Annotated in this window: 16 protein-coding genes; 4 read left to right on the top strand and 12 right to left on the bottom strand. The window is 68.8% G+C overall.

Annotation, left to right across the window (positions count from 1 at the left end):
- Nucleotides 1-30: 30 nt before the first annotated feature.
- Nucleotides 31-1,104: an LCP family protein gene (locus OG490_RS28715; RefSeq protein ID WP_330299158.1), complete on the top strand. Its 1,074-nt coding sequence runs from the start codon at nt 31-33 to the stop codon at nt 1,102-1,104.
- A gap of 40 nt (nt 1,105-1,144) precedes the next feature.
- Here OG490_RS28715 and OG490_RS28710 read toward each other — a convergent pair whose 3' ends face one another.
- The 7 genes from OG490_RS28710 to OG490_RS28680 form a co-directional block, all read right to left on the bottom strand.
- The gene (locus tag OG490_RS28710) at nt 1,145-1,660 is read right to left on the bottom strand and encodes a GNAT family N-acetyltransferase (RefSeq protein ID WP_330299157.1); all 516 of its coding nucleotides are present in this window, start codon (nt 1,658-1,660) and stop codon (nt 1,145-1,147) included.
- Nucleotides 1,661-1,680: 20 nt separating this feature from the next.
- A complete protein-coding gene (locus tag OG490_RS28705; protein WP_330299156.1) occupies nt 1,681-3,195 on the bottom strand; it encodes an amino acid permease in 1,515 nt (504 codons plus the stop codon).
- 93 nt (nt 3,196-3,288) lie between these two features.
- Nucleotides 3,289-5,205 (bottom strand): 1-deoxy-D-xylulose-5-phosphate synthase, encoded by a 1,917-nt coding sequence (dxs, locus tag OG490_RS28700; RefSeq protein WP_330299155.1) that lies wholly within the window; start codon nt 5,203-5,205, stop codon nt 3,289-3,291.
- 262 nt (nt 5,206-5,467) lie between these two features.
- On the bottom strand, nt 5,468-6,757 hold the full coding sequence (locus OG490_RS28695; protein WP_443065985.1) for a sugar ABC transporter permease: 1,290 nt from the start codon (nt 6,755-6,757) through the stop codon (nt 5,468-5,470).
- Nucleotides 6,758-6,783: 26 nt separating this feature from the next.
- On the bottom strand, nt 6,784-7,572 hold the full coding sequence (locus tag OG490_RS28690) for an ATP-binding cassette domain-containing protein (protein ID WP_112447331.1): 789 nt from the start codon (nt 7,570-7,572) through the stop codon (nt 6,784-6,786).
- A 175-nt stretch (nt 7,573-7,747) separates the two neighbouring features.
- Nucleotides 7,748-8,848, bottom strand: coding sequence for a sugar ABC transporter substrate-binding protein (locus tag OG490_RS28685; RefSeq protein ID WP_330301108.1), 1,101 nt, complete (start codon nt 8,846-8,848; stop codon nt 7,748-7,750).
- A gap of 130 nt (nt 8,849-8,978) precedes the next feature.
- Nucleotides 8,979-10,193 (bottom strand): ROK family transcriptional regulator, encoded by a 1,215-nt coding sequence (locus OG490_RS28680; RefSeq protein WP_330299154.1) that lies wholly within the window; start codon nt 10,191-10,193, stop codon nt 8,979-8,981.
- Between the two features lie 609 nt (nt 10,194-10,802).
- Here OG490_RS28680 and mgtA point away from each other — a divergent pair.
- Complete coding sequence (gene mgtA / locus OG490_RS28675) at nt 10,803-13,523, top strand: magnesium-translocating P-type ATPase (RefSeq protein ID WP_330299153.1); 2,721 nt, start codon at nt 10,803-10,805, stop codon at nt 13,521-13,523.
- A 30-nt stretch (nt 13,524-13,553) separates the two neighbouring features.
- Entirely contained in the window at nt 13,554-14,282 is a 729-nt protein-coding gene (locus tag OG490_RS28670) for an MgtC/SapB family protein (protein ID WP_330299152.1), read from the top strand.
- Between the two features lie 2 nt (nt 14,283-14,284).
- On the opposite strand, the gene OG490_RS28665 is transcribed toward OG490_RS28670, so the two are convergent.
- The 5 genes from OG490_RS28665 to OG490_RS28645 all read right to left on the bottom strand — a co-directional run bounded on the left by OG490_RS28665 (nt 14,285) and on the right by OG490_RS28645 (nt 21,953).
- Nucleotides 14,285-15,214, bottom strand: a complete 930-nt coding sequence (locus tag OG490_RS28665) for a carbohydrate ABC transporter permease (RefSeq protein WP_330299151.1) — start codon at nt 15,212-15,214, stop codon at nt 14,285-14,287.
- 12 nt (nt 15,215-15,226) lie between these two features.
- On the bottom strand, nt 15,227-16,171 hold the full coding sequence (locus tag OG490_RS28660; protein WP_330299150.1) for a carbohydrate ABC transporter permease: 945 nt from the start codon (nt 16,169-16,171) through the stop codon (nt 15,227-15,229).
- A gap of 44 nt (nt 16,172-16,215) precedes the next feature.
- Nucleotides 16,216-17,670, bottom strand: a complete 1,455-nt coding sequence (gene ngcE / locus OG490_RS28655) for an N-acetylglucosamine/diacetylchitobiose ABC transporter substrate-binding protein (protein WP_330299149.1) — start codon at nt 17,668-17,670, stop codon at nt 16,216-16,218.
- Nucleotides 17,671-17,992: 322 nt separating this feature from the next.
- Nucleotides 17,993-20,722 (bottom strand): aconitate hydratase AcnA, encoded by a 2,730-nt coding sequence (gene acnA, locus OG490_RS28650; RefSeq protein WP_330299148.1) that lies wholly within the window; start codon nt 20,720-20,722, stop codon nt 17,993-17,995.
- A 139-nt stretch (nt 20,723-20,861) separates the two neighbouring features.
- Nucleotides 20,862-21,953 carry a LacI family DNA-binding transcriptional regulator gene (locus OG490_RS28645; protein ID WP_330299147.1) on the bottom strand — a complete coding sequence of 364 codons (1,092 nt, stop codon included), beginning with the start codon at nt 21,951-21,953 and terminating at the stop codon, nt 20,862-20,864.
- 92 nt (nt 21,954-22,045) lie between these two features.
- Between OG490_RS28645 and OG490_RS28640 the strand changes: the two genes are divergently transcribed.
- Complete coding sequence (locus tag OG490_RS28640) at nt 22,046-23,950, top strand: amidohydrolase (protein WP_330299146.1); 1,905 nt, start codon at nt 22,046-22,048, stop codon at nt 23,948-23,950.
- The last annotated feature ends 33 nt before the right edge of the window (nt 23,951-23,983 follow it).

Genomic DNA, 23,983 nt, shown 5'->3' with positions numbered 1-23,983 from the left:
CGACCCACGGGACCAGAGGACACCTACGGCATGACTGAGGCAACGGACGCACCCCCGCTCCCCCGCACGGCCACCCGCAGAGCAAGCCGCAGGAAGCGGGCGTTCATTGCCGTATCGGTGGCGCTGCTGGCCTTCGTCCTCGTGGTCGGCGGCGCCGGCTGGTGGGCGTACAGCCACCTCAACGACAACATCGACAGCGTCGACCTGGACCAGGCGATAGGCACCGACAACCGTCCGGCGAAGGTCGCCCCCAACGCGCAGAACATCCTGGTCCTCGGCTCGGACTCGCGCGCCGGGGCCAACGCCGAACTCGACCACGACGATGTCACCGGAGCCCGCTCGGACACCGCGATAGTCGTGCACATTCCGGAGGGCAACAAGAAGGCCACCGCGGTGAGCATCCCCCGCGACACCCTCGTCACCCGGCCCGAGTGCAAGGACCAGGACGGCAGGACGGTCAGGACCGAGAACCGGGTCATGTTCAACTCCGTCTACTCCATCGCGGGTCCGGCCTGTGTGGTCAAGACCGTCGAGCAGATGTCGGGCATCCGCGTCGACCACTTCGTCGAGGTGGACTTCGCCGGATTCAAGGAGCTGGTGGACGCGCTCGGCGGAGTGACGGTCACGCTCCAGAAGCCGATCAGCGGCGGGAAGGACGACCTGAACCTGGACGTCGGCCCGCACCGCCTGAACGGCACGGACTCGCTCAAGTTCGTGCGCACGCGCTACGGCTACGGTGACGGCAGCGACCTCGGACGCATAGGCCTGCAGCAGCAGTTCATGATGGCGATGCTGGCCGAGATAAAGAAGCAGGACGCCTTCGGCAACCCGGCCCGGCTCTACAAGCTCGCCGACGCCGGCACCAAGTCGCTGACCACCGACTCCGAACTCGGCTCCCTCAAGGGCCTGGCCGACTTCGCCCAGAGCATGAAGGGCGTGGACCCGGACACCATGGAGACGATCATGATGCCGGTCGACTACGACAAGGTGGACCGCAACCGCGTCGTCGTCGCACAGCCGCAGGCGGACCAGTTGTGGGAGGCCCTGCGGGGCGACCAGCCGATCCCGGCCGCGGCCAAGAAGTCCCCCGCGAGCGGCGGCTGAGCCGTCAGGTGAGCCGTCAGGTAAGCCGTCAGGTGAGCCGTCAGGCGTCCGATCCGCCGAGCACCGCGCGCCAGTCCCCGCTCGCGTGCCACTGCCCCGGCGGGTACTCGAACCGGACCTCGCCCAGGAGTACGAAGCCGGCCGCTCGGCAGACCGCGGCGGAGGCCGGGTGGTCGACGGAGGGGAAGGCGTGCAGGTGACGGCGGTTTCCATGGACGCCGGCATGGGCGATGAGCGCACGCGCGGCCCGGGCCGCGAGCCCCCGGCCCTGGAACTCGGGGAGGATCCCCCAGCCGGCCTCGTAGACCTCCTCGCCCTCCCGGACCCGCTCCCAGAAGCCGACGCTGCCCACGCTCTCGCCGTCGGCGACGACCCGGAACATCCGTCCGGCCGCCGGGTCCCGGGCGCTCATGGCCAGGTAACGCCGGTGCCGGTCCTCGAGCTTGGCCTCGGTTTCCGGGCCGCCGAGGTGCTCCGTCATGGCGGGCTCGTTCTTGCGCAGCAGTAGCCAGAAGTCGTCTTCCGCCCAGGGCTCCAGGGCTATGTTGATCTCCACGGCCCCACAGTAGGAGACGCTCAGCGCCCCTCGCGTGCCGGGTTCGCCGTCATGCCCTCGCCCCGCCCGAGCCGGCTGTGCTTCTTCCCGTACAGGAAGTAGACGAAGAAGCCGATCACCATCCAGATCCCGAACCGCAGCCAGGTCTCGGCCGGCAGGTTGAGCATCAGCCAGACCGAAGCGGCGATCGACAGGACGGGCACCAGCGGCACCCACGGGGTACGGAAGGACCGGTGCAGGTCGGGCCGGGTACGGCGCAGGACCATCACGCCGAGGGCCACGACCACGAAGGCGAAGAGCGTGCCGATGTTCACCAGGGTCGCCAGTTCGTTGATGCTGGTGAATCCGGCGACGACCGCGATGATCCCGCCGAGCAGGATCGTCGGCCGGTACGGCGTACGGAACTTGGGGTGGGTCCGCGAGAAGAACCGCGGCAGCAGTCCGTCGCGGCTCATCGCGAAGAACACCCTGGTCTGGCCGAGCAGCAGGATCATGCACACGGTGGTCAGACCCACGGCGGCGCCGAAGCTGATGATGCCTCCGTAGACCGGATGGCCGGCGGATTTGAAGGCGTCGGCCAGTGGGGCGCTGGTGGACAGCTCCCGGTAGTTCTGCATGCCGGTGACCACGATCGAGACCGCCACGTAGAGCACGGTGCAGATGACCAGCGAGCCGAGGATGCCGCGCGGCATGTCCCTCTGCGGCAGCTTGGTCTCCTCGGCGGCGGTGGCCACCACGTCGAAGCCGATGAAGGCGAAGAAGACCACGGAGGCCGCGGTGAAGATGCCCATGACCCCGAAGTTGGTGGGCTCGTAGCCGAAGAGCAGCTGGACGAGCGGGGCGTTCAGCCCGGAGCCGCCGGACTGGGGCTCCGCCGGGGGGATGAAGGGGTGGTAGTTGGCGCTGTTGATGAAGAACGCACCGGCGATGATCACGATGAGCACCACCGTGACCTTGATCGCGACGACCACCGCGGTGATCCGCGCCGACAGCTTCACCCCGACGACGAGGATCGCCGTGAGGACCAGGACCAGGACGAAGGCGAGCAGGTCGAAGGTGCCGCCCGGTACGTCGGGTCCCTGGAGGGCGGCCGGCAGGTGGATGCCGGCGTTGTCCATCAGGGAGCGGACGTAGCCCGACCAGCCGACGGCGACCACCGCGGTGCCGAGCGCGAACTCCAGCACCAGGTCCCAGCCGATGATCCAGGCGGGCAGTTCGCCGATCGAGGCGTACGAGAAGGTGTACGCGGATCCGGCGACCGGCACGGTCGAGGCGAACTCGGCGTAGCAGAGGGCGGCCAGGGCGCACACCACGCCGGCGGCCACGAACGCGAGGGCGGTGGCGGGTCCGGCACTCTCCTTGGCGACCTTGCCCGTCAGGACGAAGATGCCGGTGCCGATGATGACGCCGACGCCGAAGACGGTCAGGTCCCAGGCGGAGAGCGACTTCTTGAGCGCGTGTTCCGGCTCTTGCGTGTCGAGGATGGACTGCTCGACCGACTTGGTACGGAAGGGGCTGTTCAGATCCGAACTCACCGACGCACCTCCGAACGGTGGGCGTAGCGAAAGGGCCGGGTGGGCCACCCTTCAAGGGTGAACCTCCCGGCCCGTCGCGTGCAACCCCAGCGATCAGTCGACGGTGGCGGCCGTCTCGCTCTCGTAGCGCCCGTCCAGCTTGGCCACCAGGCCGGTGACCTGCCGCGCGATGTCGGGGGCGGTCAGACCGATCTCGGCCATGACCTCCTTGCGCGTGGCGTGGTCCAGGAACCTCTGCGGGATGCCGAAGTCGCGCAGCGGTACGTCCACGCCCGCGTCCCGCAGGGCCTGCGAGACCGCGGAGCCCACGCCGCCGGCGCGGCTGTTGTCCTCGACGGTGACGACCACCCGGTGGCGGTCGGCCAGCGGGGCCAGGGCCTCGTCGACCGGCTTGACCCAGCGGGGGTCGACCACGGTCGTGGAGATCCCCTGCTTGTCGAGGAGGTCGGCGATCTCCAGGCACATCGGGGCCAGTGCGCCGACCGAGACGAGCAGTACGTCCGGACGGGTGACCTCGGGGCCCGGGACGCGCAGCAGGTCCATGCCGCCGATCTTGCCGACGGCCGGAACGGCCGGGCCGACGACGCCCTTGGAGAAGCGCACGACGGTCGGCGCGTCCTTGACCAGGACGGCCTCGTTCAGCTGGGCGCGCAGCTGCTCCGCGTCGCGCGGGGCGGCGAGGCGCAGGCCGGGGACGACCTGGAGGATGGACATGTCCCACATGCCGTTGTGGGAGGCACCGTCGGTGCCGGTGACACCGGCCCGGTCCAGGACGAAGGTGACACCGCACTTGTGCAGGGCCACGTCCATCAGGACCTGGTCGAAGGCGCGGTTGAGGAAGGTCGCGTACACCGCGAAGACCGGGTGGGCGCCGCCGGTGGCCAGGCCCGCCGCCGAGGTGGCGCCGTGCTGCTCGGCGATGCCGACGTCGAAGATCCGGTCCGGGTAGGCGTCGGCGAACTTCTTCAGGCCGACCGGCTGGAGCATGGCCGCGGTGATCGCGACGATGTCCTTGCGGTCCCGGCCGAGCTTGACCATCTCGTCGGCGAAGACGGAGGTCCAGCTGGCGGCGTCGGTGGTGACCGGCAGGCCGGTGTCCGGGTGGATCACGCCGACCGCGTGGAAGCGGTCCGCCTCGTCCTGGACGGCCGGCTCGTAGCCCCGGCCCTTCTGGGTGAGGCAGTGCACGATGACCGGTCCGCTGAAGCGCTTGGCGCGCTGCAGGGCGGATTCCAGGGCCTCGATGTCGTGGCCGTCGATGGGCCCGATGTACTTCAGGCCCAGGTCCTCGAACATGCCCTGCGGGGCGATGAAGTCCTTGAGGCCCTTCTTGGCGCCGTGCAGGGTCTCGTAGAGCGGCTTCCCGACGACCGGGGTGCGCTCCAGGATGTCCTTGCCGCGGGCCAGGAAGCGCTCGTAGCCGTCCGTGGTGCGCAGGGTGGCCAGGTGGTTGGCGAGGCCGCCGATGGTGGGGCCGTACGAGCGCTCGTTGTCGTTGACGACGATCACCAGGGGGCGGTCCTTGGCGGCGGCGATGTTGTTCAGCGCCTCCCAGGCCATACCGCCGGTGAGGGCTCCGTCGCCGATGACGGCGGCGACGTGGTGGTCCTCCTTGCCGAGCACCTCGTTGGCCTTGGCGATGCCGTCGGCCCAGCCCAGCACGGTGGAGGCGTGCGAGTTCTCGATCACGTCGTGCTCGGACTCGGCGCGCGAGGGGTAGCCGGAGAGGCCGCCCTTGGTGCGCAGGCCGGCGAAGTCCTGGCGGCCGGTGAGCAGCTTGTGGACGTAGGCCTGGTGGCCGGTGTCGAAGAGGACCTTGTCCTTGGGCGAGTCGAAGACCCGGTGCAGGGCGATCGTCAGCTCGACCACACCGAGGTTGGGGCCGAGGTGCCCGCCGGTCTTGGAGACGGCGTCGACGAGGAAGGACCTGATCTCGGCGGCGAGCTGGTCGAGCTCCTCCTGGCTGAGCCGGTCCAGATCGCGCGGTCCCTTGATGCGGGTCAGCAGCACCCGTGCCTCCTTGCAGTTGCTTGCTGGTCTGTCGAGTCTAATGTTCCGCTCGCGGCGGGCATCATCGGGCGGTCCCGGTCGGGTCACACCTTTGTCATACCTGTACACCCCGCCACGAAGTCACACCCACCAAACGGGGGTATACCCGTACAGATGTACGTACATACATACGCACAGGTGCCCGGCGCCACTCGAAGTGGCACCGGGCACTGTGACGGTTCTTACCGCCGGGACGGCCGGGCGGTTCCCACCGCCCGGCCGGTCAGGCGCGTCCTGCCGTCTTCTGCGTCTTTCGGGTGACCGAGTCGATCACCACGGTGGAGAGCAGCACGGCGCCGGTGATCATGTACTGGATCGGCGTCGCGATTCCCTCCAGGGCCAGACCGTACTGGATGGACGTGATGACCATGACGCCGAGGAGCGCGTTCCAGGTCCGGCCGCGGCCGCCGAAGAGGCTGGTGCCGCCGATGACGGCCGCCGCGATGACGTTCATCAGGAGGTCGCCCGCGCCGGCGCTCTGGTTGGCCGCCGCGATCTTGGAGGCCCAGAAGAGGCCGCCGATCGCCGCGAAGGTGCCGGCGATCGCGAAGACCGTGATCCGGACCCGGTTGACGTTGATGCCGGCGCGCCGGGAGGCCTCGACGCTGCCGCCGAGCGCGAAGACCTGGCGGCCGAAGGTGGTGCGCCGCAGGACGAAGTCCGTGGCGACCAGGGCCAGCAGGAAGAGCACCACCGCGAGCGGCAGGCCCTTGTACTGGTTGAACACGATCGCGGGGCCGAAGGTGAACACCGCGAGGAGCCCGGTGCGCAGCAGGATCTCGCCGAGCGGGCGGGAGGGGACGCCTGCGGCCTCGCGGCGGCGGGCGTCGAAGAACGTGGCGAGGAAGTACCCGGCCACGGCGAGGGCGGCGAGCCCGTAGCCGACGGCCACGTCCGAGAAGAAGTACGTGGTCAGCTTGCCGACCACGCCCTCGGAGTCGATGTTGACCGTGCCGTTGCTGCCGAGGATCTGCAGCATCGCGCCGGACCAGAACAGCAGGCCCGAAAGGGTGACGGCGAAGGCCGGGGCGCCGATCTTGGCGAAGAAGAAGCCGTGGAGGGAGCCGATCAGGGCGCCTCCGGCGACGGCCGCGCCGATGGCGAGCCATTCGTTGACCCCGTGGGTGACGGCCAGGACCGCGACTATCGCGCCGGAGACCCCGCTGACGGAACCGACCGAGAGGTCGATCTCGCCGAGCAGCAGCACGAAGATGATGCCGACGGCCATCATTCCGGTGGCCGTCATCGTGATCGCGATGTTGGTGAGGTTCTCGGGGCCGAGGAAGTTCGAGTTCAGGCTCTGGAAGATGCTCCAGATGATGATCAGGCCGAGGACGACGGGCACGGAGCCCAGGTCGCCGGACTTGAGCTTGCGGCCGAACTCGCTCAGGTACCCGGAGAAGCCCTGCTCTCGTACGAGGAGGCGGGGGTCCACGGCCGGGATGGCGTCGTGCGCGGCGGCCGGGTTCACCGGGTCGATGTGCTGCGCCTGGCCTGCCGGGCCCTTGCCCAGTGGACCGGCGGCATGCTTGTGGGTGCTCACTTGCGGGCCTCCCCGGTGCGGGCCGCCCGGCGGGTCACGGCGTTGTCCGTGGCCCCGGTGATGGCGGAGATGATCTCTTCCTGCGACGTGTCCTTCACGGAGAAGACTCCGTTGTTGCGGCCCAGCCGCAGTACCGCCACCTTGTCGGCGACGGCCTTCACATCGGCCATGTTGTGGCTGATGAGGATGACGGCGTGGCCGCGCTCGCGCAGCCGCTCCACCAGGTCGAGGACCTGTGCGGTCTGCTCGACGCCGAGGGCCGCGGTGGGCTCGTCGAGGATGACGAGCTGGGGCTCGCCCAGCATGGAGCGGGCGATCGCCACGGTCTGGCGCTGGCCGCCGGAGAGCGAGGCGATGGGGATGCGGACACTGGGGATCCGGATCGACAGGGTGGTCAGGAGCTCGCGGGCGCGCCGCTCCATCTCCACCTCGTCGAGGATGCCGCGCCTCTTGAGCTCGCGGCCGAGGAAGAGGTTGCCGACGACATCGATGTTGTCGCACAGCGCGAGGTCCTGGTAGACCGTCGCGATGCCCAGGTTCTGGGCGTCGTGGGGCTTGGTGATCGAAACCGGGCGGCCCTCCCACTCGATGACTCCGTCATCGATGGGGTGCACGCCGGCGATCGTCTTGACCAGCGTGGACTTACCGGCGCCGTTGTCGCCGACGAGGGCGACCACCTCGCCGGAGTGGATCTCGAGTTCTACGTCGGTGAGGGCCTGAACGGCGCCGAACCGCTTCGAGACCCCTCGCAACGCCAGTACGGGCGCAGCGGACACATGAACCATCTCCTTGCCGCCTGACCGGCGGGGATGTCGTGCAAAAGAGCAGGACCACGGGGGTATTTGGGGAAACCATCAAGAGGAGAAACGATTCTGTCCGGCGTCCCGCCGGTGGCGGGATGGAGGCGGGAACGCCGGACAGGAATGGGGGCCGGCTCGGACGACGCCGAGCGGCGGGGCCTTACTTCAGGCCGAGGGTGGCGCAGGCGGCCGCGTACTTGTCGGTGCAGATCTCGTCGGCCGTGTAGACGTTGTCACGGATGACGGTGTCCTTCACGTTCGCCTTGGTCAGCGAGACGACCGGGATCAGCAGGGACGGAACGCCCTTGGTGGTGGGGCTGTCGACCTTGGCGGTGGCCGTGGTGGCGATCGAGTCACCCTTGGCGAGGGCGACGGCCATCTTCGCGGCGGCCTCGGCCTCGGGGGCGTACGGCTTGTAGACGCTCATGAACTGCTCGCCCGCCACGATCCGCTGCACACCGGCGAGTTCGGCGTCCTGGCCGGTGACCGGGGGCAGGGGGGAGACGCCGGCCGCCTTGAGGGCGGTGATGATGCCGCCGGCCATGCCGTCGTTGGCGGAGTAGACGCCGACGACCTTGTCCTTGCCGAGCGCGGTGAGCGCGGCCGCCATGTTGGTGTTGGCGTTCTCCGGCTTCCACTCGACGGTGTCGTACTCCTTGCCGATGTTCACCTTGCCGTCGAGGACGGAGTGCGCGCCCTTCTTGAACAGCGCGGCGTTCGGGTCGGTGACGGAGCCGTTCATCATGACGATCTGGCCGTCCTTGGCCTTGTCGCCCAGGGCCTCCAGGAGCGCCTTGCCCTGGACCTTGCCGACCTCTTCGTTGTCGAAGGAGGTGTAGGCGTCGATCGGGCCCTCGGCCAGTCGGTCGTAGGCGACGACGGGGATGCCCGCGTCCTTGGCCTTCTTGACCGAGCCCGCGATGGCCTTGGAGTCCACCGCGTCGATGATCAGCACGTTCACCTTGTTGGTGATCATCGTGTCGATCTGCGAGTTCTGGGTGGTCGCGTCCTGCTTGGCGTTGGCGTAGACGACCTCGCCCTTGCCCGCGGTGAGGTCCTTGACGGCCTTCTCGATGAGCGGCTTGTCGAACTTCTCGTAACGCGCGGTCTGGTTCTCCGGCAGGAGCAGACCGACCTTGATCGCGTTGCCCTTGACGGTGTTGGTGGCGTCCGCCTTGTTCCCGGACTCCTTCGCACTGCCACAAGCGGCCAGCGAGACGGCCATCGCACCGGCGGCAACAGCTACGGCGGCTCTGCGCATCTGCGTGTTCATTACTTGAACCTCCCTGACGAGGCCGCAACACTGCGGCCGAGGTGGATGTGAGTCAACCCCGGCCGCAAGTTTGCCGTCAAGGAGTGAATCCTTAACGAGATGACAACGGTGCCATCCGTTATCTAACTGAAGACAAGACGGCTGGTGCTCGCACTCCACTTACATTTTCCGCCAAAAGCGTCGAATCGCCCATCTCGCTCAGCACCAGGGCCAGGGCCCCCAGCACCTCGGCACGCCCGCCCAGCGACCCTGTGAGCACGGACAATTGCCTCGCCGCGCTCGGGATCGCGTACCTTCCGACCGATTCGCGGATGGGGGCCAGGACCAGCTCCCCGGCGTCCGCGAGCGAGCCTCCCAGGACCACCCGGCTCGGGTTCAGGAGGTTGCACAGACTGGCCACGCCGCTGCCGATGTGGCGGCCGACGTCGGTGATGACCCGGCGGCAGCCCGGGTCCCCGCCCCGGGCCAGCTCGACCACCCGCTCCATCGTCAACTCCGGTCCGTGGCTGCTCTGCAGGAGCGGCAGCACGTACCGGGCGGCGGCGAAGGTCTCCAGGCATCCGCGGTTGCCGCAGCGGCAGACCGGGCCCGATTCATCCAGCGTGATGTGCCCGATCTCGCCGGCCGTGCCACCCGGTCCGCGGTAGATCTGACCGTTGATCACCAGCCCTGCGCCGACCCCGCTGGCGACCTTGATGTACGCCAGATCCTTCACTCCCCGGCCACTCCCCCAAACGAGTTCACCGAGCGCTCCGAGGTTCGCGTCGTTGTCCACGTACACGGGCACGCCGAGGCGCTGCGAGAGCTCCTGGCGGGGGTTGATCCCGGCCCAGCCCGGCAGGATCGCGGTGGAGCCGAGGGTTCCGGATTCCACGTCGATGGGGCCCGGGACACCGAGCCCGACGCCGATGACCTTGTCCAGGCCGACCCCGATCCCCGCGATCAGCCGTCCGACCAGGGCCTCGGCCCGGTCGAAGCCGTCCACCCAGGAGGCGTCCACGTCCAGCGGCTCGGATTCCTCGGCCAGCACCTGGTGGGCCAGGTTGCCCACGGCCACCCTCAGATGGGTGTGGCCGAAGTCGACCCCGATCACGATGCCGGCGTCACCGCTGAGCGAGACGCTGCGCGCCCGGCGGCCGCCCGCCGAGGTGTCCGTGACCTCTACGGTCCCGGCCTCCTTGAGCTCGCGCACGATGTTGGAGACCGTGGCCGCCGACAGTCCGGTGGTCCGGGCGATCTCCGCCTGGGTCAGCGAACCCGCGAGCCGCACCGCCCGTACGACGCGCTCCAGATTCGCGCGATGCAGTGAAGACTGCGATCCGGGAGTCTGCACGACTCATCCACTCCTGCCCATAAGCAACGGCAAGCCGTCGCCCCCCGGCCGGGCGCCTTCACGGCTGTGTGCCCTGAGACCCCGGCGTCTCTCCAACTTGTGAACCTTAAGTCGAGCCTTTGGTCCTCGCGACGTCAAGAGGCCGACGCAGAACGAATCGGCCACTACCGGTCATAAGTACGAGAGAAATATCCATAGGCATCGTGTTACGGTCGCTGAGGCGCCGATCTTCTACGGCCTTTCCGGCCGGATCGGGCGCCCTCTGTCATGACAGCGCTACGCAAGGAGGTGTTCGGGATGAGTCCCGATCGAAGTCCTTGCAGCGCTCTCTTCAGCTGATCCCGAGGCGTCCAGACCCGTTCTGCCCTCCTGACCCGCTGATCTCTCTTCGAGCGTGCACGGCCGCGGCCCTTCGCCGCCTCCGTGTGTCTCTGCATTCATCTTCGTAACCCGCAGCCCCTTCCGCATGCCGACCTTCGGTCCGGCGTGCGTCATCCATGCCCATCGGCGTGCCCCGAGGCCGTACGTGCCCTGCCGCGCCGACCCATGATCACTCCACGTGACCGGGCGGCTTCGCGCTGCCCGGACACCGTGGAGGGAGGATTCGCCATGACCATGCTCACCCCCCGTACCCCCACGAAGCTCGCACCCCCGGGCAAGGCCCGCCGCGAGCGCAAGGCCGCCGAGCTGGAGGCCCGCACCCGTACCGTCGGCGAACGACTCGTCGAGGTCAGCGCCCGGCCCGGCGTCCAGGTCCTGCAGGAAGTCGACGCTTCCGCGGCCGGCCTCACCCACTCCGAAGCCGCGCTGCGCCTGGAGCGCCACGGCGCCAACGTCGTCGCCCAGGAGCGCACGCCCCTGTGGTTCGTCCAGCTCGCGAAGGCGTACTGGAATCCCTTCATCGGCGTCCTGGTCTTCCTCGCCGCCGTCATGTACTGGCAGGACCCGGGCGACCCGGGCGTGATCATCCTCTCCGTGATGGTCGGGATCAGCGGCCTGCTGCGCTTCTGGCAGGAATACCGCTCGGGCCGCGCCGCCGACGCTCTCAAGCAGCTCGTCACCACCACCTGCGCGGTGCAGCGCCGGGCCGGCAGCGGCTCGGGCCCCACCACCTTCGAGATCCCGATGGACCAGGTGGTCCCCGGTGACATGGTCAAGCTGGCCGCCGGCGACCTGATCCCGGCCGACCTGCGGCTCATCACCTCCAAGGACCTCATGGTCAGCCAGGCCTCGCTGTCCGGCGAGTCCCTGCCGGTGGCCAAGGCCGACACCCGTGCGCAGGACCTCGGCCAGCACGACACGACGGACCCCGTCGAGGCCGACAACATCTGCCTGATGGGCACTTCGGTGACCTCCGGCACCGCCACCGGAGTCGTCGTCGCCACCGGCGACGACACCTACTTCGGCTCGATGGCCGGCTCCCTGGTCGGCGAGCGCCCCGAGACCAACTTCGACACCGGTGTGCGCCGGGTCAGCTTCCTGCTGATCCGCTTCATGTTGGTGATGGTCCCCGTCGTCTTCATGATCAACGGCCTCACCAAGGGCGACTGGGAGGCCGCCTTCCTCCTCGGCATCGCCGTGGCGGTCGGCCTGACGCCCGAGATGCTGCCGATGGTGGTCTCGGCCAACCTGGCCCGCGGCGCCGTGGCGATGTCCAAGCGCAAGGTGGTCGTCAAGCGGCTCAACGCGATCCAGAACCTCGGCGCCATGGACGTGCTGTGCACGGACAAGACCGGCACCCTCACCGAGGACCGGATCGTCCTGGACCGCTACCTGGACGTGCACGGCGAGGACGACAACGAGGTCCTGGAGTACGGCTACCTCAACTCGCACTTCCAGACCGGTCTGAAGAACCTGATGGACCAGGCGGTCATCGACCGCGTGGGCGAGGCCGAGGAGGTTGTCGTCGACGCACGGTTCTCGATGGTCGACGAGATCCCCTTCGACTTCGCCCGGCGCCGGATGTCCGTGGTCCTCAACCGCAACAGCATCGTCGGCCTGGCCGGCCGCCCCGAGCACGTCATGATCACCAAGGGCGCCGTCGAGGAAGTCCTCGCCCTGTGCACCCACATGACCGACCGCGGCCGCAAGGTCGAACTGACCGAGGAGCTGCGCCGCCGCGCCACCCTCATCGCCGAGGAGAACAACCGCAAGGGCCTGCGCGTCCTGGCCGTCGCCACCCGCACGATGAGCAGCCCGCGCGACACCTACACGGTCGCCGACGAGGACCAGCTGACCCTGGTCGGCTTCCTCGCCTTCCTCGACCCGCCGAAGGCCGACGCCGCCCGGGCCCTGCAGGGCCTGGCCGACAAGGGCATCGCGGTCAAGGTGGTCACCGGCGACAACGAGCTCGTCGCCGCCCGGGTCTGCGCCGACGTGGGCCTCACCGTCGGCCACGTGGTCAGCGGCACCGAGATCGACACCCTCGACGACGCGGAGCTGCGCGCGCTGGCCGCCCGTACGACCGTCTTCGCCAAGGTCAACCCGGTCCAGAAGGCCCGGATCGTGCGGGCCCTGCAGGCCGACGGCCACACGGTCGGCTTCCTCGGGGACGGCATCAACGACGCGGCGGCCCTGCGCGACGCGGACGTCGGCATCTCCGTGGACACCGCCGTGGACATCGCCAAGGAATCGGCCGACATCATCCTGCTGGAGAAGGACTTGACCGTCCTGGAGCAGGGCGTGATCCAGGGCCGGACCACCTTCGGCAACACGATCAAGTACATCAAGATGACGGCCAGTTCCAACTTCGGCAACGTCTTCTCCGTACTGGTCGCGAGCGCCTTCATCCCGTTCCAGCCGATGCTGGCGATCATGCTGCTGGTCCAGAACCTGGTCTACGACATCGCCCAGCTGGCCACGCCCTGGGACCGGATGGACGAGGAGTACCTGCGCAAGCCCCGCAACTGGGACGCCAAGGGCATCGGCCGCTTCATGCTCTGCATCGGCCCGATCAGCTCGATCTTCGACATCGCGATGTTCGTCATCATGTGGAACGTCTTCGCGGCCAACAGCGAGGCGAGCCAGGCGCTGTTCCAGTCCGGCTGGTTCATCGAGGGCCTGCTCTCGCAGACCCTGATCGTCCACATGATCCGTACCCGCAAGATCCCCTTCATCCAGTCCCGCGCCTCCTGGCCGGTGATGGTGATGACCGTCCTCGCGGTGCTGACCGGGCTCTACCTGCCCTTCTCGCCGCTGGCCGAATCGCTGGGCTTCGTGGCCCTGCCGGCGAGCTACTTCCCGTGGCTGATCGGCGTACTGCTGGCGTACTGCACGCTCACGCAGCTGCTCAAGACCGTGTACATCAAGAAGTTCGGCACCTGGCTCTAGGAGCCGAGCACAGAAGAAGGGAGAGGGCCGATGATGCTCACCGAATGGGAGATGGCCGGGCACCTGGCCGCGGCGCTCGGATTCGGGGCGGCCATCGGCCTGGAACGGCAGTGGCGGGCCCGGATGGCGGGTCTGCGGACCAACGCCCTGGTGGCGGGCGGGGCTGCGCTCTTCGTGCTGCTCTCGCAGTACGGATTCATGAGCGAGGTCTCGGAGGTCCAGTACGACGGCTCGCGGGTCGCCGCCCAGATCGTCTCGGGGATCGGCTTCCTCGGCGCCGGCGTGATCATGCGCGACGGGCTCAGCGTCCGGGGCCTGAACACGGCCGCCACCCTGTGGTGTTCGGCGGCGGTGGGCTGCCTCGCCGGGACCGGGATGTTCGTCCTGGCGGCCTTCGGCACGGCGGGCGTGGTGGGGGCCAATCTCCTGCTGCGCCCGCTGGGCCGGCGCCTCGACCGCGACCCGAGCGGCGGGGCCGAGGTCGCCACCGACTTCCACTTCGAGGCGGTGTGCCTGGAGGCGGAGGAGGCCCACATCCGCCACCGGCTGGTCGACGCGCTCGGCCGGCCGGGCTACCAGCTGCGCTCGATCCGCAGCCAGGACGGCCCGGAGGCCGGCCTGGTGACGGTGTCCGCGCTGCTGACCGCAGAGGGCGAGGGGGGCCGGATGCTCGAGGAAGCAGTCAGCAACCTCTCTCTCGACCCCTCCGTCTCGGCGGTCAGCTGGTCGGTCGTGCCCGACCCGTCGGCCTCGGCCTGAGGCTACTTGAGCGTGGCCGAGGTCAGGCCGGCCTGGATCTGCCGCTGGAAGGACAGGTAGACCACCAGCATCGGGATCATCGCGATGGTCACACCGGCGAACAGCACCGGCAGGTCCGTCTCGTAGCCCATCTGGTACTGCAACTGGATCAGGCCCTGGGTGAGCATGTAGCGCTCGGGGTCCGATCCGGTCTGCGGCTGCATCAGCACGGACGGCAGGATGTACTGGTTCCACTGCCCCAGGACATTGAATATTCCGACGCTGATCAGGCCGGGCTTGGCCATCGGCATCATCACCTGGAAGAAGATCCGGGTGTGCGAGGCCCCGTCGATCACCGCTGCCTCGTGCACGGCCGTCGGCAGTGTCCGGAAGAAGGAGTGCATGAAGAAGACGGTGAACGGCATCGAGTACGCCACGTAGACCAGGATCAGACCTTGGTACGTGTTGAGCATGTCCAGCCGCTTCACCATGAAGAACAGCGGGACGAGCGCCAGGAAGACCGGGAACATGGCCCCGCTGACGAAGAAGTAGTAGATCGGACGGTTGCCCCGGAAGGGGTAACGGGCCAGGACGTACGCGGCCATCGAGCCGAGCAGCATCGTCAGCGGAACCGAGAACACCATCACGATCAGCGTGTTGGCGAAGTAGCTCCCGATCCCCTTGTTCCAGGCGCGGGGGAAGGCGTCGAAGTGCCAGTTGGCCGGCCAGCTCAGGGCCGATTCGCCGATCTGCACGTCGGTCTTGAACGAACCGAGCACCAGCCAGATGAGCGGCAGGATGATCAATATCCCCCACACGGCGAGGAAGCCGTGCGAGAAGACGTTGAGGACCATCCCGTCGGAACCGCTCTTCTTGCGGCCGCGGGGCTGCCCGGAGGCGGCGGAGCGCTTCTCGGCGGCCGCCTCGCCCGGTGCTTTGATCACAGTGGTCATCGTGGTCTCCCGCTAGAACTCGACGTGCTCGCGGCGAGTGGCCCGCAGCGTGATGGCGGAGAGGATCAGGGTGAGGATGAGCATGACGACCCCCATGGCGCAGGCGTAACCGGCCTTGCCGAAGTAGAGGAAGTTACGCATCAGCACCGTCGCCATGACCTCACTGTGGTGGTCCGGTCCGCCGCCGAACTGCCCCGAGGTCATGGTCGACACGAGGACGAACATGTCCATCGCGGCGATGCCCAGATAGACCGCGGAAGTCTGCACAGAATCCCACAGCAGGGGCAGCGTGACCTTGAAGAAGGTCTGGGCGCGCTTCGCGCCGTCGAGCAGCGCGGCCTCGTAGATGTCCTTGGGGACCGACTGCATGGCGGCCGAGAAGAGGACGAGGTAGAAGCCGACCCCGTGCCAGACGACTACGAGCAGCAGGCACCAGAGGACGAGATTGGGCTGGTTGAGCCACTCGATGGGGTGAGCCGGGTCGACCAGGCCCAGTTTGCTGAGGAATCCATTCAGCAGCCCTCCCTCGTCACTGCGGTACACGGCCCCGAAGAGCACCGCCAGGATCGCGAGGGAGAGGACCTGCGGGAAGAAGTAGATCACCTTGTAGAGGGCGGAACCCGCCACCCCCTGGACCCCGCCGGCTCCGCTGCGCCCACCGGCGTTCAGCATGAAGGCGAAGAACAGGGAGATCAGAATGGTGACCGTGGGGACGAACACCAGGAGCAGCAGGTTGTGCAGCAGTGCGCCGCGGAAGACCTCGTCCTTCAGCAGGGCCGAGTAGTTGTCCAGCCCGACGAAGTCGAAAGTCGGTGACTGACCCGTCCAGTTGGTGAAGGAATAGCCGAACGTCTGAATGTACGGCCAGATGACAAAGGTCAGGTACAACGCGAGGGGCAGGATGAGGAAGCCGGCGATGAAGCCGCCCCGCCCCTTGCTGTTTGCTACGTGGCTCATGGTGTCCGTCCCTGGTGGTTCCGGGTGACCGGTGGACGCGGGTGTCAGCTGCGCTTGTTGTTCTTGGCGTTCGGGTCCTTGGTGGCCTTGTCTACCGCAGCCTGGGCCCGCTTGATCCATTCCTTGGGCTGGATGCGCTTGGCCATCAGCTCATTGGACGCGTTCTCGATCTCCGTGCCCATCTCGCTGTACCAGTCCGCGTAGCGGTAGTTGAAGGTATTGTCCCCGGCCGCCTTGAGCGCGGCGACGGCCGACTGGGTACCCGGGCGCAGCTTGACCGACGGGTCCACGCCGTCCTTGAGGACCGTGAGGGAGTTGGCCTGCTGGGCGAAGAGGGTCGACCACTCGCGCGACAGCATCGAGCGGAGGAACTCCAGGCCGCCGGCCTTGTTCGCGGCCTTCTCCGGGACGATGAAGGGCTCGCCGGCGCCGGCGCGGATGGCCTCGAAGGGCAGCTTGCTCCCGGGCAGCACCGGCATCGGCAGGAACTGCATGTCGAAGTCTTCCGGGGTCTGCTTGAGCTGCTCGTTCTCCAGCCAGGAGCCCGAGGTGATGAAGGCGGCCTTGTACTGGTTCCACTGGGTCTGGGACTCGGTGTGCGTCAGGCCGTTGGTGCCCGGCATCAGCAGGTCCTTCTCGACGATGTCGTAGATCGCCTCGACGGCCTCCAGCGCCACCGGGTTGTCCGCGAAGGCGTTCGGCTCCAGGTTGTCGATCGCCTTCATGGCATCCAGGCCGCCCTTCTTGGCGATCAGGTCCATGATGGCGACGTTGATGTAGTACGGGTACTTGCCCTGGTGGGCCAGGCCGCCGATGCCGGCTTCCTTGGCCTTCTTGCAGATCTCCACGAACTCGGGCCAGGTCTTCGGCGGGGTCCAGCCCTTCTCCTTGAAGAGCTTGCCCGAGTACCACAGGCCCCAGACGGTGTAGACGTACTGCAGGGCGACGAACTTGCCGCCGATCATGCCGCCTTCGATGGCCGCGGGAATCAGGGTGTCGCGGACCTTCTTGCTCGGGTCGTCGAGCGAGGGCGCGTCGAGCACCGCGGTGAGGTCCGCGGCCTGGCCGCCCTTGACGAGCACGTCCAGCTTGATCTGCTGGGCGCCCGAGTCGTCGACGACGTCCGGCGGGTTGCCGCCGTTGAAGCGCGGCTGCAGCTTGGAGGTGATCTCCTGGGTGGAGAGGTGGGAGGAAGTGGTGCCCCACTTCTTGTCGAACGCCGCCTCCCAGGCCTTGGCGTAGTCGTCGCCGTAACCGCCCTTGAAGACGACCACGTCGAGCTTGCTGCCCTTGGCGACGCCGAACGGGTTCTCCTTGGTGACCGCGACCTTGGACTCGTTGCCCTTGGTGGTCGCGTCGTCGGAGCCCGAAGCGCAGGCGGACAGGAAGCTCATCGTCGGTACGGCGATCAGTCCGAGTGCCGCGGAGCGCTTGATCAGGTCCCGGCGGCCGAGGCCCTCACCGTTGCTGTTCTCGCCGTGGGCGGAGGTGGATCCCATGCTCAAGTCCTCGCCTTCGTCAGGAGTGTGAAGGAGGAAGGAAAGTACGGCTGTTGCCGCGCATGCGGACATAACCGCAGGTCCCCGCCATCCCCCCGTCCGGAGCCGCTCGTTTCGCGGCGACCCGGACGGGCACAGGTATAGTCCACTTCCGCTCCTGTGAGCAAGATCATGTACCGGTATGCGCCCCGGCTTTTCCGAGTTGAGACCTCACCGTCACCTGACCAGCACCGTCGGAGCCGCCCGCAAAAACGGAAGGGCCGTACCCCCTTAACGGAGGTACGGCCCTTTGGTGCCGGTATGTGCTCAGCCGCAGATGTGCTTAGCCGCGGATGAGGTTGCGGAGCACGTACTGCATGATGCCGCCGTTGCGGTAGTAGTCCGCCTCACCCGGGGTGTCGATGCGGACGACCGCGTCGAACTCCACACCCGTCCCGGTGGTGACCTTGACCGTGCGCGGGGTGGTGCCGTTGTTCAGCTCCTCGACACCGGTGAAGGAGAAGGTCTCTTCACCCGTGAGGCCCAGGGAGGCCGCCGTGACGCCCTCGGGGTACTGGAGCGGGAGAACACCCATGCCGATCAGGTTCGAGCGGTGGATGCGCTCGTAGGACTCCGCGATGACGGCCTTGACACCGAGCAGCGCGGTGCCCTTGGCCGCCCAGTCGCGGGACGAGCCCGAGCCGTACTCCTTGCCCGCCAGGATGACCAGCGGGATGCCGGCGGCCTGGTAGTTCTGCGAGGCGTCGTAGATGAAGGAGACCGGCGCGCCCTCGACGGTGAAGTCGCGGGTGAAGCCGCCCTCGGTGCCGGCCGCGATCTGGTTGCGGAGGCGAATGTTGGCGAAGGTACCGCGGATCATGACCTCGTGGTTGCCGCGGCGGGAACCGTACGAGTTGAAGTCGCGGCGCTCGACGCCGTGCTCCGTGAGGTACTTGCCGGCCGGGGTGTCGGCCTTGATCGCACCGGCCGGGGAGATGTGGTCGGTGGTGACCGAGTCGCCCAGCTTCGCCAGCACACGGGCGCCGGCGATGTCGGAGACCGGGGTGGTCTCCATCGTCATGCCCTCGAAGTAGGGGGGCTTGCGCACGTAGGTGGACTGCGGGTCCCACTCGAAGGTGTTGCCCGTCGGGATCTCCAGCGCCTGCCACTGGGCGTCGCCCGCGAAGACGTCCTGGTAGGACTTGCTGAACATGTCCTCGCCGATGGCGTTCGCCACGACGTCGTTGACCTCGGCCTCGGAGGGCCAGATGTCCACGAGGAAGACCGGCTTGCCCTCGAGGTCCGTGCCCAGGGCGTCCTTGGTGATGTCCACCTTCATGGAGCCCGCGATGGCGTACGCGACGACCAGCGGCGGGGAGGCCAGGTAGTTCATCTTGACGTCGGGGTTGATGCGGCCCTCGAAGTTGCGGTTGCCCGAGAGGACCGAGGTGACCGCGAGGTCGTGCTCGTTGATCGCCTTCGAGATCTCCTCGTCCAGCGGACCGGAGTTGCCGATGCAGGTGGTGCAGCCGTACCCGACGAGGTTGAAGCCCATCTTGTCCAGGTACGGGGTCAGACCGGCCTTGTCGAAGTAGTCGGTGACGACCTTCGAGCCCGGGGCCAGCGTGGTCTTGACCCACGGCTTGCGGGTCAGGCCCTTCTCGGTGGCCTTCTTCGCCACGAGCGCCGCGGCGACCATGACGTAGGGGTTCGAGGTGTTGGTGCACGAGGTGATCGCGGCGACGGTGACGGCGCCGTGGTCGATCTCGAAGGAGGTGCCGTCGGCCAGGGTGACCAGGGTCGGGCGGCTCGGCACACCGTTGGTGGAGGCCGGGGCGTCGGAGGCCGGGAAGGACTCCTTGCCCGCCTCGTCGTCGTCCTCGACGTAGTTGCGCACGTCCAGGGCGAACTGCTGCGAGGCGTTGGCGAGGACGATGCGGTCCTGCGGGCGCTTCGGGCCGGCGATGGAGGGGACGACCGTGGAGAGGTCGAGCTCCAGCTTCTCGGAGAAGTCCGGCTCGGCGGCCGGGTCCAGCCACAGGCCCTGGGCCTTGGCGTAGGCCTCGACGAGCGCGACCTGCTGGGCGTCGCGGCCGGTCAGGCGCAGGTACTTCAGCGTCTCGTCGTCGATCGGGAAGATCGCGGCGGTGGAGCCGAACTCCGGCGACATGTTGCCGATGGTGGCGCGGTTGGCCAGCGAGGTGGCGGCGACGCCCTGGCCGTAGAACTCGACGAACTTGCCGACGACGCCGTGCTTGCGGAGCATCTCGGTGATGGTCAGCACGAGGTCGGTGGCGGTGGTGCCGGCCGGCAGCTCGCCGGTCAGCTTGAAGCCGACGACGCGCGGGATCAGCATGGAGACCGGCTGGCCGAGCATCGCGGCCTCGGCCTCGATGCCGCCGACGCCCCAGCCCAGCACGCCCAGGCCGTTGACCATGGTGGTGTGCGAGTCGGTGCCGACGAGGGTGTCGGGGTACGCCTGGCCGTTACGGACCATGACCGTGCGGGCCAGGTGCTCGATGTTGACCTGGTGGACGATGCCGGTGCCCGGGGGGACGACCTTGAAGTCGTCGAAGGCGGTCTGGCCCCAGCGCAGGAACTGGTAGCGCTCCTTGTTGCGGCCGTACTCCAGCTCGACGTTCTGCGCGAAGGCTTCCTTCGTGCCGAACTTGTCGGCGATGACCGAGTGGTCGATGACCATCTCGGCGGGCGAGAGCGGGTTGATCTTCGCCGGGTCGCCGCCGAGGGCCTTCACGGCCTCGCGCATGGTGGCGAGGTCCACGACGCAGGGGACGCCGGTGAAGTCCTGCATGATCACGCGGGCCGGCGTGAACTGGATTTCCTCGCTGGGCTGGGCCTGCGAGTCCCAGTTTCCGAGCGACCGGATGTGGTCGGCGGTGATGTTCGCGCCGTCCTCGGTACGGAGCAGGTTCTCCAGCAGGACCTTCAGGCTGTAGGGAAGGCGGGCAGAGCCCTCTACCTTGTCCAGCTTGAAGATCTCGTACGACTCGTCGCCCACCTGCAGCGTGCTGCGGGCGTCGAAGCTGTTCGCCGACACGACAGTCTCCTTCATGCATGAATTCGCGCGTATTACCGCAATCCTGCCGCGCGGCACTCCGGCCGATCCGCTAAGGTGAGGCTAAGTTAGGTAACCCTTACCAGCGGGGCGGCTGCGGTACGTCCTGGGCAGATATCTCGATGTCGAGATAACTCTAGTACATGTGCGGGGGCTGGGACGAGGCACGCACCCGCAGCCCCGCCGGTACCGTCAGCTGGCCGGGCGATTCCACATGTCCGGATTCGACGAGCTTGACCAGCACTGACACGGCCGTGGCGGCGATCCGGTCCGGATCGAAGGTGACGGTGGTCACGGCGGGTTCGTTCTCGGCGTAGGCCGGATCCTCGCTCGCGCACACCAGCAGCAGGCCGTCCACCCCGGATCCGGCGCTCCCCGCCCGCCCCGGTATCGGGATGCCGTGGCGGGCGGCCGCGGCCAGCACCTGGCGGCCCCCCGGGTCGTATACGCAGTAGACGGCGTCGGGCCGGTCCGATCCCGCGAAGGCGGGGTCGAAGGCGTGCCCGGCCGCGTCGTTCGGGTCGAAGGGGACCACGAGCGGAGCCCGGCCGTGCGAGGCGCACCAGTGTTCATAGGCTGAGGTGACGGCCTCGGTGTAGAACTCCCGGCCGTACCCCGAGTGCAGGGCGATCCGCCGGGCGCCGGATCCCGCCAGGTGGTCCAGTACCTCGCGGGTGGTGGCGGCGTGGTCGTTGTCCACCCACACGTCCCCCGGCCGGGGATCGGGAGGCCGCCCGTCGAAGACCACCGGCAGGCCGCGCGCCCGCAGCGCGCGCAGCACCGGGTCGTCGGCCGGGGTGTCGAGCAGCAGCATCCCGTCCACCGCGAGCTGGTGCCACAGCGGCTCGGCGCCCCGGTCGGCGGGCAGGGTGGTCAGGGCGTAGCCGTGGGCGTGGGCGGCCGAGGTGGCGGCGGTGAGCAGCCGGGAGAAGTAGGCGATCCGCGCGAAGTCCCAGGCGAAGCCCGCGTACGTGGTCACCGCGACGCCGAGGCTGCGGTTGTGCGGGCCGCGCCGGGCGCCGTAGCCGAGGGCGCCGGCCACCTCGCGGACCCGGCGGCGGGTGGACTCGCCGAGCCGGCCGGTGCCGTTGAGCGCGTGCGAGACCGTCGCGGTGGACACCTCGGCGGCGCGCGCGATGTCGGCGAGGGTCGGACCGGGTACGGGGGCGGGCGCGGGCATCGGGGTGGGCACGGGGCCGGGGAAGAGGCCGGGGGCGGGGGTGGGCACGGCGCCATCGTACGGATTTCGTCGGTGGAACCGGGTTCTGGTTAAGCCCTTAATCAAACAGCGTCCTGGCCACACCAACGTTTGGAGTGGGCATGCAGTCTTCTTCCTCCCCCCTGTCCCGCCGGGGGCTCCTCGCCGCCGGGGCTGCCGCAGGGGCCGCCGGCGCCGCGGGCCTGCTGGGCGCGGCCCCCGCCTCCGCCGCCCCTTCCGCCGGGCGGGGTTCGGCCGCCCTGGTGGTCCACAACGCCTCGGTGTACACCGGGACCGGCGGCCGGGCGCCCGTACGGGCCGTCGCGGTCGGGCGGGACGGGAAGATCCTGGCCACCGGGACCGACGCGGCCCTGCGCCGGTACATCGGCCGGGACACCGAGGTGGTCGACGCCCGCGGCAACACCGTGATGAGCGGCATCCACGACGGGCACGTGCACCCGCTCGGCGCGGGCGAGCGCTCGCTCTCCCCCTCCCTGGAGAGCGCGGAAACCACCCTGGCCGACCTCCAAGCGATCTTGACCGGCTTCCTCGCCGACACGGGCGGCGCGGCCGCCGAGCCGGACCGCTGGCTGGTGGTGGAGGACTGGAACCCGGTCGGACTGCTGCCCTCGGGCACCCTTCCGCACCACGACATGCTGGACGCCCTGCCGACCCGGCGGCCGATCGCCCTGGTCGGCGGCGACGGGCACAACCTGTGGGCCAACCAGCGGGCCCTGGACATCGCCGGGATCACGGCGGCCACCCCCGACCCGGTCGGCGGCCAGGTGGTCAAGGGCGCCGACGGCAGGCCCACGGGTGTCCTCAAGGACGACGCGCAGGGCCTGGTGAAGCGCCACGTGCCGGAGCCCACCCGGGCCGAACTGGTCGCGGCCTGCGCCAAGGTGCTGGAGCTGGCGGCCGCGTCCGGGGTGACGACGATGATGGACGCCCTGGTCGGGCGGCACGAGCTGGAGCTGTACCAGGCCCTCTCGGCGGCGGGCAGGCTGCCGCAGCGGATCGTGCCGGCGATCCGGCTGGACGCGGAGCAGGCCAAGGACCCGGCCGCCTCGCTGGCCTACGCGCGGGGGCTGCGGCGGGAGTTCGAGGGGGTCGGGGGGCTCCGGTTCGGGATGATCAAGGTGTTCCTCGACGGGGTCATCGAGTACCCGGCGCAGACGGCCGCGCTGCTGGAGCCGTACCTCGACGGGAACGGCAGGCCGACCGGGAACCGGGGCGAGCTCTACACCTCGGCGGCCGACTACGGCCGGCTCAGCGCCGCCTTCAACCGGGCGGGCTGGCAGATGCACGCCCACGGGCTCGGGGACCGGGCGGTACGGACCGCCCTGGACGGGTACGCGTACGCCCGGCGGGTGACGGGCAGCAGGGACGCCCGCAACGCGGTGGCCCACCTGCAGATCGTGGACCCGGCGGACCTACGGCGCTTCGCGCAGCTGGGTGTCGCGGCGTGCATGCAGCTCCAGTGGGCGAGCGAGGACACCTGGACGATGGAGGCGCTGCTCCCCTACATCGGGCCCGAGCGGCACCGGTGGATGTACCCGGCGCGCAGCCTGGAGAAGGCGGGGGCGCGGCTGACGGGCGGCTCCGACTGGCCCGTGGACGCCCTTCAGGTGTGGAACCAGCTGCGGACGGCGATCGACCGGCAGGGCGCCTTCGGGTCGGGCGCGCTGCACCCGGAGCAGGAGGCGCTGAGCCGGGACACCACGTTGCGGATGCACACGTCGGGAACGGCGTGGCAACTGCGCCAGGAGGAGCTGACGGGCACGGTGGAGGCCGGGAAGGCGGCGGACCTGGTGGTGCTGGACCGGGACGTGACGCGCTGCCCGGTGGCCGACATCAGCGACACGGGGGTCCGGCTGACCCTGGTCGGGGGCCGCGTGGTGCACGACGCGGATTCGGCGTCGGGGCGGGCCGCTTCGGCACGGGTGGCGGGCGCCGCTTCGGGCCCGCGCCCGGCCGCGTACGCGTCGGTGCACGCCGGTGGCAGGCACCACGCCTGCGGGCACTGAGGGGTTGAGGGTCGGCGTTGAGGGGTTGAGGCG

Source organism: Streptomyces sp. NBC_00503 (assembly GCF_036346895.1).
Taxonomy (GTDB): domain Bacteria; phylum Actinomycetota; class Actinomycetes; order Streptomycetales; family Streptomycetaceae; genus Streptomyces.
This window is presented reverse-complemented; position numbering and strand designations above follow the sequence as displayed.